The 9,616-nt window shown below is 43.8% G+C and carries 12 protein-coding genes; all 12 read left to right on the top strand.

The window, feature by feature from the left end; all coding sequences use genetic code 11:
* A partial coding sequence (locus MUP17_00975; GenBank protein ID MCJ7457548.1) for a hypothetical protein occupies positions 1-352 on the top strand: 352 nt, incomplete at its 5' end.
* A 249-nt stretch (positions 353-601) separates the two neighbouring features.
* Positions 602-1,348 carry a hypothetical protein gene (locus tag MUP17_00970; protein MCJ7457547.1) on the top strand — a complete coding sequence of 249 codons (747 nt, stop codon included), beginning with the start codon at positions 602-604 and terminating at the stop codon, positions 1,346-1,348.
* Between the two features lie 112 nt (positions 1,349-1,460).
* The gene (locus MUP17_00965; protein MCJ7457546.1) at positions 1,461-2,075 is read left to right on the top strand and encodes a hypothetical protein; all 615 of its coding nucleotides are present in this window, start codon (positions 1,461-1,463) and stop codon (positions 2,073-2,075) included.
* A gap of 566 nt (positions 2,076-2,641) precedes the next feature.
* Positions 2,642-3,799 (top strand): fibronectin type III domain-containing protein, encoded by a 1,158-nt coding sequence (locus MUP17_00960; GenBank protein MCJ7457545.1) that lies wholly within the window; start codon positions 2,642-2,644, stop codon positions 3,797-3,799.
* Positions 3,800-3,820: 21 nt separating this feature from the next.
* Positions 3,821-4,468 carry a hypothetical protein gene (locus tag MUP17_00955; GenBank protein MCJ7457544.1) on the top strand — a complete coding sequence of 216 codons (648 nt, stop codon included), beginning with the start codon at positions 3,821-3,823 and terminating at the stop codon, positions 4,466-4,468.
* A 22-nt stretch (positions 4,469-4,490) separates the two neighbouring features.
* Entirely contained in the window at positions 4,491-5,333 is an 843-nt protein-coding gene (locus tag MUP17_00950; GenBank protein MCJ7457543.1) for a hypothetical protein, read from the top strand.
* A 14-nt stretch (positions 5,334-5,347) separates the two neighbouring features.
* Positions 5,348-5,968, top strand: coding sequence for a hypothetical protein (locus MUP17_00945; GenBank protein ID MCJ7457542.1), 621 nt, complete (start codon positions 5,348-5,350; stop codon positions 5,966-5,968).
* Between the two features lie 41 nt (positions 5,969-6,009).
* Entirely contained in the window at positions 6,010-7,215 is a 1,206-nt protein-coding gene (locus MUP17_00940) for a fibronectin type III domain-containing protein (GenBank protein MCJ7457541.1), read from the top strand.
* An 18-nt stretch (positions 7,216-7,233) separates the two neighbouring features.
* Positions 7,234-7,860, top strand: coding sequence for a hypothetical protein (locus tag MUP17_00935; protein ID MCJ7457540.1), 627 nt, complete (start codon positions 7,234-7,236; stop codon positions 7,858-7,860).
* Positions 7,861-7,910: 50 nt separating this feature from the next.
* Positions 7,911-8,729, top strand: coding sequence for a hypothetical protein (locus MUP17_00930; protein MCJ7457539.1), 819 nt, complete (start codon positions 7,911-7,913; stop codon positions 8,727-8,729).
* A 21-nt stretch (positions 8,730-8,750) separates the two neighbouring features.
* Positions 8,751-9,389, top strand: coding sequence for a hypothetical protein (locus MUP17_00925; GenBank protein MCJ7457538.1), 639 nt, complete (start codon positions 8,751-8,753; stop codon positions 9,387-9,389).
* A gap of 27 nt (positions 9,390-9,416) precedes the next feature.
* Positions 9,417-9,616: hypothetical protein (locus MUP17_00920; GenBank protein ID MCJ7457537.1), on the top strand; the 200-nt coding region annotated here is incomplete at its 3' end.

The raw sequence follows: 9,616 nt of genomic DNA, 5'->3' as shown, positions 1-9,616 counted from the left end.
GGCAGAAAGAACTTTTGAACTGCTAAAATCCAAACAGGGGAAAATGGTTTGCATAAATGGAGCCACCCAGATAAGGGCAGGAGTAATCAGGCCCGAGGTGGTGATCCCTTATGCTGGTGATATCCACCAGAAAATCGAGACAGAGATATTTGAAAATATCGGCTTGCAGATCGGAAGCCCGGTCCGGGTAATTCGCGAGCCTTATTTCGGCAAATTAGGTGAGGTAGTTGGTCTTCCTTCACCTTTACAAAAACTTGAGTCAGAATCCTCAGCCCGGGTTTTGGAAGTAGAATTCGCAGACAAAAAAAGAGCCATAATCCCCAGGGCAAACGTGGAGATGTTGGAAGAATAAAGGTATGTAAAGAGTCAAACTGGTAAGACAGGCAAGCCAGTGAAAGCAACCTTTTACCTTACCAGAAACGCGGTTAATGAATCGAGGACGTCTGGCTGGATCTCCGGAGAACGGACCGGAAACTGGGAATATCAAAATCTGATATTGTCAGTAGAGCACTGGAAACGACTCTTGGACAACTAAAAACAGGACCAAAGGATAAGCTAATTGGATTCTTTAAAGGTGATTAAAACTTAAAGAGGGCTTAGTATGACCACAAAAAAAGAAACGATTACCCTTAAGGCTTTGGAAATAATCAAAAGTTTTCAAGATGGTATCCGCTACTCCGAACTCGTAAACAAGATTCATGACGAATTACCGGATATACCAACGAACACTATCCATGGAACGGTATGGAATTTAGACGTAAGACTACCCAAGGAAATCTACAAACCAGCCAGAGGATTATTTCGCCACACCACATTTAGAGAACTCGAACCCGGTAAACCCGTAGAATCTAAAATCAGCTCTGCGGTAGCTAAAGTAAAAGAAGAAGAGTTTTATGAACCTTTTGCTGATTGGCTAGTCAATGTACTAGAAGACTGCACAAAAGCAATCCCCCTAGGGGGGACTAAGTTTAAGGACAAATGGGGAACACCCGACGTAGTCGGGATCAGAGAACCACGCAAGAGCGATATCATCAAGCCGGCAACTGAGATCGTATCAGCTGAAATCAAAATAGACTCAAGGGACCTAATCACTGCTTTCGGTCAAGCCTGCTCCTATAAGCTGTTTAGCCATAAATCCTATATAGTAATCCCAAAAGAATCCTCAGAGGAGGATACGGCAAGACTCGATGGTCTTTGCCTCATCTTTGGCATAGGCTTAATTTTATTCGACAGCACAGATCCGGAGAATCCCGAGTTTGATATCAGGGTCAGACCAATTAAGCAGGAACCTGATATGTTCTATGTAAACAAGTATATGAAGTTAATCGAAGACGATTTATTTTCCTAGTCACTGGAAAAAACCCTATGGGAATTAAAAAAAGAACCAAAGAATAAGATCATTGGATTGCTTAAGGCAGATTAAAACTCCGAGTACCAGGATTCAGTAGATCGTTATGTGTATGTTTCAATTCTTGAACCAAAATAGTGGAGCAATTACCGCCTTTTTCTCTATAGTGGTAGGAGCTTCAACCGTTGCCTATGTTATCTTAACAGCGAGGCTGGTGTCTGAAACAAGAAAAATGAGGGAAGCCCAAACCCAGCCTGAAATTTCTATAACCATCGAACCAAGAGGAGAATCCATAAATTGGATAGACCTTATTATCGAAAATACGGGATTGGGAATAGCTGAAAACATAACTTTCAAAGTGGATCCTGACTTTGAATACTTTAAGGGACATTTACTATCCCAGAAAGGTTTCATCAAGAACGGGCTGAAATGCCTTGCTCCTAAACAGAAACGGAGTTTCTTCCTAACTCCTATAGGCACAGGGGAAGAGTACCAACAGAAGATAAAAACGGCCTTCCGAATTAAGGTTTCCTATCAAAATAGTACCGGGACTAAAACCTATATACATGAATATCTTATTGATTTTTCTGAATTAGAGGGTCTAATGGAAGTAAAAACGGATCGTTTTTACAATATATCTGAAGGCATAAAGGGTGTCAAAGAAGCTATTGATAATGTGGTCACTAATTTAGATAATCTTACAAAAGCTATCAATAAGAGGAGGTAGGTAAATGGTGAATCAACCTCTGGAATCGACTACTCAACACCTACCCTTTATGACAGAACCAAAACTTATCCATATCCATACCGTGAAACTAAGTATGTTAATACTGTGAAATGAAGGATGGTTTGGTGTGAAACGAGGCATGCTAATATCTGATCATCGATAATTCGGCTTTTCCCTCAAGGCGGGATTATTTTATGTAAAAAACTCTTGACTAAAGAAACTTATTTGATAAATTAAATGCCGAAATGAAGAAACCTTTTTAATGCCCGGAGGTTCTTTCTGAAGAAAGGGATTATTCAGCGTAGAAGATTCGAAATAGAGGCCAGGGCAACTCATTTTTCTTTTTTAGCCACTAATTTACTTTTAGATTAGTGGTTTTTTGTTTTTGTGGGAGCTTGGAGAAGATAGAGATTTGAAGTCGGGCAAGGGTGCCCGACCTACGAAGAAATGATCCGCCTGAGGCGGACATTCTCGTAGGCGGGGCTCCCGACCCCGCAAAGTTTTTCTAAAATCTCATTACAAACATGTTAAGTAGATTCAGGACCAAAGCTCAGGAAAAGAAACAGATGATCCGCTTTTCTTTTCTTTTTCTTTTCACTCTTCTTTTATTCAGCTCCGCAACAGGTCAAGAGGCAACCCTTCCTCCTTCCCCACCCACTGACGTCATTGCCAAAGATACTCCCAATGATGCTGGTGGGAGCATAACCATAACCTGGAAGAAATCTCTGGATGATATCGGTACAGTCAGGGCAGAAAATAAAGTCAAAGGGTATGAGATCCTGAGGTCAACTGAGAGTGAAGGAGAATACGAGGTTCTGGGCAAGACCACGGCTGGGGCACAAACTTATTTTGACACCCATGCTCATAACGGAGTGCCTTACTATTATAAGGTAAGAGCCCTGGGCATACAATCTTTTTCAGAATCTCTTCCCAGCGCACCAGCTAAAGCTAAAGCTCAGTGGATTGACTGGAGGAGAAGATACACTTTCCTTTTAGCTTTGATCTTAGCCCTGTCCATTGTCTATTTTATCAATCAGGCAAAATCCGGAAAACAGCTTTTCATCCGCAAGATAGCTGGATTAGAGGCGGTAGAGGAAGCGGTAGGCAGGGCAACTGAGATGGGCAGAAAGATATTCTATATTCCTGGAATATCGGATATGGACAGTATGCAGACCATAGCCGCGGTCACCATTTTAGGCCAGGTGGCTAAGAAGACCGCAGAGTACGAGGCAAAACTGGAAGTTCCAACCTCTCGCTCCCTGGTTATGGTCTCCTGCAGGGAAACCATAAAAGAGGCTTATTCCAACGCAGGCCGACCTGATCTGTACAACGAGAACATGGTCTATTATCTGACTGACGACCAGTTCGGCTATACCGCAGCAGTGGATGGGCTTTTCGTAAGGGAAAAGCCAGCCGCGGTCTTTCTGCAGGGTCAGTTCTATGCCGAATCCTTGATCTTAGCTGAGACCGGCAATTACGTGGGAGCAATCCAGATCGCAGGGACTGCTCAGCCAGCCCAGCTCCCCTTTTTCGTGGCAGCCTGCGATTACACCCTGATCGGGGAAGAGCTTTTCGCCGCCTCAGCCTATCTTTCCAGGGACCCGAAGCTTTTGGGAAGCTTAAAAGGCCAGGACGTGGGAAAATTTATTTTCCTTTTCTTCATAATAGTCGGCTCTTTATTTATAACCTTTGGCATTTACGATTTGAGTTTCTTATTCCGTTAGTTTTTCAGGAGAAGACTTAAGATGCGCAGAGAAGTCCCTTTAGCTATAACTGCCATAGTTGGATTTGCCTTGATAATCGTCTATTTCATACCCCATCCTCCTTTCAACCACTCTAGAGATTTTTTTGAGGACCTGTTCTTCATTATAGCCGCCTTCGCTATCTGGCTGGGGTGTTTGAATCTTCTGAAAGTAAATGCGGATAAAGTCTATCGCCAGAAAAAAGGCTGGCTTTTCAGCCTGGTAGTCTGGTTTGGTTTTTTCCTGATGGTTATTGTAGGTTTCTGGGAGGGAAGGGGCTTTATGAATCCGGGCACCACTTTTTATTACCTGTATGACAAGCTCTATTATCCTTTGAATGCTACCATGTTTTCCATTTTAGCTTTCTTTGTAGCCTCAGCCTCTTACCGAGCCTTTAGAGCCAGGAACAAAGAGGCAACTATACTTCTAATCGCCGCCTTGTTTGTAATGTTAGGAAGGGTTCCGTTTGGCTATTATCTTTCCTCCTGGCTTCCTGAAGGGTGGAGGTTGGGAAATATAACTGACTGGATTATGGATTTCCCTCAAACCGCTGCTCAGCGGGCTATAATGATAGGGATCGCCCTGGGAATAGTTTCCTCCTCTCTCCGGGTTTTGTTAGGTCTGGAGAGGACCTTTGCCAGCGGAGAATGAGACAGGTTTTTGAGGAGAGAAGATGAATTTTTTAGAAAAGCTCTTAGCCCTTGACCGCAGGATAATCTTCCTTTTCATCGCTATTGCCGTAGCCTTGCCTTTGTTTTTTACGGTCAAATTACATATTGAGGTTACGCCGGTTGTCAGGAATTTACATAATGCCCTGGAAGCCTTACCTCCCGGGTCTAAGGTCTTGGTATCGTTGGATTATGATCCGGGCTCTATGCCTGAATTACAGCCTATGGCTGAGTCTTTTTTCCGCTACTGCTTTATGAGGGATTTAAAGATAATCATCATAGGGCTGTGGCCTAACGGGCCTATCCAGGCTAATTCAGCCTTAGAGATCATCCTGAATGAACCTGACATAAAGAAGAAAAACCCGAAGTATGGCATAGATTACGTGAACTTAGGATATACTGCCGGAAACGAGGTGGTGATCGAGAGGATGGGTAGCGATATTCCTGTCACCTTCCCTAAGGATTACAGTGGAAATAAAACTGAGGACCTTCTTCTGATGAAGGGGGTCAAGAATTTCAACAATATAGATTTCGTCTATAACCTTTCAGCCGGTTATCCTGGAACAGTTGAATGGGTCTTATTCGGGGTCGACCCTTACAAGATAAAGTTAGGTGCCGGGAACACCGCAGTCCAGGCTCCTCAGATTTACCCTTATCTCAACAGCGGACAACTCGTCGGGCTTTTAGGCGGTATGAAAGGTGGGGCGGAATTCGAGATCGCTACCGGAAAACCGGCTAAGGCAGTAAAATTTATGTTCTCTCAATCAGTGTCCCATGCGCTTATCTGTTTTTTCATCCTGATCGGTAATTTCGCTTATTTTGCTACCAGAAAGAAGAAAGGTTCATAAATAAAGAGGAGAAGATGATGGAAAGGATCGGGATCTGGATAGCGGCTTTACTCACCCTGGGGATTTTCAGCTTTTTATATAAGGACAATCCATTCTATAAGTTTTGCGAATCTTTATTTGTCGGGATCTCAGCAGGATACTGGTTTGTGACCACTTTCTGGCAGGTCTTTATGCCCAAGCTTGCAGATAACTTGGTCGCTGGCAGATTTTATTATATGATTGGAGCCATCTTTGGGGTGCTGATGCTCCTACGCCTTTTCCCAAAGATCGGATGGCTCTCCAGGTGGTCCTTAGCCTTGGTGGTGGGAACGACTGCCGGGCTTTATTTCACCCGTTACCTGGTGAGCAACGGAATGGTCCAGGTGCAATACACCATCGTCCCCCTTTACGTAAAAGGCAACTTATCTCAGACCATAGGCAATTTAGTTATAGTGATCGGGACCTTTAGCGGCTTGATCTACTTTTTCTTTTCCAAGGAACACAAGGGCGCTTTTGGCGGTTTGGCCAAGCTGGGGATTTGGTTTTTGATGCTTTCTTTTGGTGCCTCTTTCGGGTATACGGTTATGTCCAGAATGTCGCTTTTGATCGGCAGGATGGATTTTCTTTTGGGGACCTGGCTGGGATTGATTCGATAGAAATTAACTTATGTAAATATAGTAGTTACAGAAAGGTCAATATGAGAAAGAAAAACCTGAAAATTTATTTGATCTTGATGTTTTTCTGCTTCCTGATTTTACCTTTAAGTCAGATTTTAGCTCAGGATGACACCCTACCTCCAACCCCTCCCACTGAGGTCAAGGCTGGTGATACTCCGAATGATAACGGGCATTCCATCACTGTTGCCTGGAAGCTTTCAGCAGATGACGGTTCTGGCAAGAAAAATGTGGCAACATACGAGATTTTAAGGTCAGAATCACCTGCTGGCGAGTTTGTAGTCCGGGGGATGGTGCCTGCTGGTAATAACACCTATCAGGATAGAGGTGCTAAGGAAAAGGAGGATAAAAATTATTTCCCTCCTCACAAGGATTTCTATTACAAAGTCAGGGCCAAGACCTTAAAATCTTATTCAGAATCTGAGGTGATCGGACCAGCCCAGGCCTATGGGCAGTGGTTCCATATCGGAAAGCTTCCGGTATTTGTGGGAACTTTAGCCTTTACCATAATGGTGTTGGCTTTCATAGGTCTGGCGCGAAAGGGCAAAGAGTTTTACGTAAGGCCTCTCGCAGGTATAGATGCGGTGGATGATGCTATCGGTAGAGCTACGGAGATGGGAAGACCTATACTTTATATCCTGGGCTTGGGAACTGCGGCAGATATTGCTACTATCGCCTCATTTACCATACTGAATAGAATTGCCAAAAAGACAGCTGAGCATAAAACCAAAATCATTGTCCCCTGTAATGACCCGATCGTTATGTCTGTTGCTCAGGAGACGGTAAAAGCAGGATATCTGGATGCTGGCAGGCCGGACATGTACAAAGAGGAGAATATATTCTATCTGACCTCCATGCAATTTGCCTATGTGGCAGCAGTTAATGGTATAATGCTTAGAGAAAAAACTGCAACCAATTTTTATTTAGGGAAATTCTATGCCGAGTCTTTGATTTTGGCTGAGACCGGCTCAGTGGCTGGCTCTATCCAGATCTCCGGCACAGATGAACTTGCCCAGATACCTTTTTTTGTGGCGGCAACTGATTTCACTTTAATCGGAGAGGAGCTTTATGCCGCATCTGCCTATTTAGGCAGGGAGCCTTTGCTTTTAGGGGCTTTGAAAGCTCAGGATTTAGCCAAGGCTATAGTGATGTTAAGCTTAGCCTTGGGAGCTCTGGCAGCCAGCTTTCATTTTGGCTTCTTTTTGAAATTGTTTACAGTTCAAATGTAAAAATATAGGAGAACCCTGATGCGCAGACAACTTCCCATCTTAATAGTATTCGTCTCCGGCGTTTTCATGATCATCCAGTATTTTATACCTCACGAATCGTTTGAGTTTATTTATGAATATGCTATGGACTGGATAATAATCATCGGGATCTTCGCCATGCTTTTAGGTCTGTGGAGCTTGACCCGGGTAAGTGTGTCCAAGGTCCAGACCAAAGCCCCGGGCTGGGGGTTTTCAGTGATGACCCTTGTCGGACTGGCTACTATGCTTTTCTTGGGGATATATAAAGGGAACCAAAGCATAGCCGAAGGGACTTTGTTCATGGATATCTTCTGGAATATCTACACCCCTATTCAGGCTACCATGTTCGCTTTACTGGCTTTCTACATCGCCTCAGCTGCTTATCGAGCCTTCAGGGCCAGAACTGTTATGTCAACAATTCTTCTGGTAACCGCTTTAGTGATTATGCTGAGGTTGATCCCTTTGGGTCCACTCTCCGGCATAAATCAAACCCTGGCCTCCTGGATTTTGACTGTACCAAATATGGCAGCCAAAAGAGCTATCTGGATAGGTATAGGTTTAGGTGCCACAGCTACCTGTTTGAAGATCATCTTCGGCATCGAGAGAGCTTACATGGGAAAGGACTGATAGGCTATAATCCAACGGCTGAAAGCAATAGTTGAATGGAGGAATAAAAGATGACTTTTTATGAAAGGCTAATGCAGTTAGACCGGAGATGGATCTATTTGGCAGTAGCCATTGCTGTGATCATACCGGTCCTTTTACCTTTTAAAGTTCCGGTCTATGTCACCCCTGAGGTGAGAAGCGTTTACAATTTCGTGGAGAATACCCAGCCGGGTGAGATAATTTTTCTGGCGATCGATTATGACCCCAATGCCATGGCGGAATTGCATCCCATGGCCAAATCCATTATGAGGCAGGCTTTTTCTAAAAACATAAAACTGATAATCTCAGCTTTGTCCCAGAACGGTCCGGGTATGGCGGAACAGTTGATCTCCCAGATCTCCAAGGAGTACAACAAAAAAAACGGGGTGGATTATGTCTATTTAGGATATAAGCCCTATTTTGGTATCGTGATCCTGGCTATGGGCCAGAATTTTCGCATCCCTTTTCCTACTGATTACTATGGCACTCCTTTAGATTCTCTGCCGATGATGGATGGGGTGAGAAACTACGATGATGTCAAAGGGATAATCGACATCGGGGGAAGTAACATCACCGAGTACTGGATAAATTATGCCAACGGACGTTATAAGGCAAAAGTGGCTTTAGGGGTGACCGGGGTTATGACCGCGGACTATTATCCTTTTCTCCAATCCGGTCAGGTCTTCGGCATCTTAGGTGGTTTGAAAGGGGCATCCGAGTATGAGAGATTGACCAAGCGTGAAGGCGAGGCTACTGAGGGGATGAGCATTCAGACTGTGGCTCATTTAGTGGTTATCGCTTTCATCCTCATTGGAAATATCGGATTTTTTATGTCTAAAAAGAAAAAATAAAAAGGTAAGGAGGAAAGAGTAATGGTTACTGATTTAACAACTGCGATCTGGAATACCGTAGCCGTATTTTTGACCTTTTGTATCTTCTCCTTTCTATATAAAGACAACCCATTTTATAAGATCGCCGAGCACATAGTGGTGGGGGTTTCTGCGGGTTATTTTGCCGCGCTCCTTTTATGGGATGGTCTGGTACCTAAACTCTGGGAGCCGGTGGTAAAACAGGGGAAATGGTATTATCTTATTCCCGGGTTCTTAGGGCTTTTGATGTGGACCCGTTTTTCCAAGAGATATTCCTGGATCTCCCGTTTTTCCATCGCCTTCTATATGGGCATAGCCACCGGCGTGGCAGTTCCCCTTTACGTGCAGAACTATGTGCTCAGACAGCTGAGCTCCACTATGTTGCCAGTACACTTCCAGAACCTGACCGGGATTTTTAATCTTTTGATCATTTTGGGGGTCTTGTGCTCCTTGATTTACTTCTTTTTCTCCAAGGAACACAAAGGCGCGATGGGTCTCGCTGCCAGGGTAGGGATCTGGAACTTGATGGTCGGTTTTGGAGCAGGATTTGGCTTAACCGTAATGGGAAGGGTATCTCTACTAATCAACAGGGTCCAGTTTCTGGAGGATTATTTTCCTTCGCTTATAAGATTCATCAGGTGATCAAAGAATTGATCTAACTAAAAAAAAATGAAAAAGCGTTTTCCTTTTAAAATTTTCAGCTTAATCCTTTTTTTTATTTTCTGCCTGTCCCTTGATGGTTTTGCCCAAGGCACAAACCCTTCATCCCCGCCCTGGTTTGATAAGGACCGGCTTAATGTTTTCATAGTTCTGGCTTTATTTTTTGCCTTTGTGCTTTATTTCATAAATCGTGCCCAGAAAGGGAAATC

It is taken from the genome of Candidatus Zixiibacteriota bacterium, from assembly GCA_022865345.1.
GTDB lineage: Bacteria > Zixibacteria > MSB-5A5 > MSB-5A5 > RBG-16-43-9 > RBG-16-43-9.
The sequence above is the reverse complement of the archived record's forward strand: the minus strand, read 5'-3'. Positions and strand labels throughout refer to the sequence as shown.

Excerpts from the sequence above, each read along its gene's own strand:
- MUP17_00925 (MCJ7457538.1), top strand. The coding sequence starts at position 8,751 with ATGGTTACTGATTTAACAACTGCGATCTGGAATACCGTAGCCGTATTT.
- MUP17_00945 (MCJ7457542.1), top strand. The coding sequence starts at position 5,348 with ATGATGGAAAGGATCGGGATCTGGATAGCGGCTTTACTCACCCTGGGG.
- MUP17_00940 (MCJ7457541.1), top strand. The coding sequence starts at position 6,010 with ATGAGAAAGAAAAACCTGAAAATTTATTTGATCTTGATGTTTTTCTGC.
- MUP17_00960 (MCJ7457545.1), top strand. The coding sequence starts at position 2,642 with ATGATCCGCTTTTCTTTTCTTTTTCTTTTCACTCTTCTTTTATTCAGC.
- MUP17_00955 (MCJ7457544.1), top strand. The coding sequence starts at position 3,821 with ATGCGCAGAGAAGTCCCTTTAGCTATAACTGCCATAGTTGGATTTGCC.
- MUP17_00970 (MCJ7457547.1), top strand. The coding sequence starts at position 602 with ATGACCACAAAAAAAGAAACGATTACCCTTAAGGCTTTGGAAATAATC.
- MUP17_00930 (MCJ7457539.1), top strand. The coding sequence starts at position 7,911 with ATGACTTTTTATGAAAGGCTAATGCAGTTAGACCGGAGATGGATCTAT.
- MUP17_00965 (MCJ7457546.1), top strand. The coding sequence starts at position 1,461 with ATGTTTCAATTCTTGAACCAAAATAGTGGAGCAATTACCGCCTTTTTC.
- MUP17_00935 (MCJ7457540.1), top strand. The coding sequence starts at position 7,234 with ATGCGCAGACAACTTCCCATCTTAATAGTATTCGTCTCCGGCGTTTTC.
- MUP17_00950 (MCJ7457543.1), top strand. The coding sequence starts at position 4,491 with ATGAATTTTTTAGAAAAGCTCTTAGCCCTTGACCGCAGGATAATCTTC.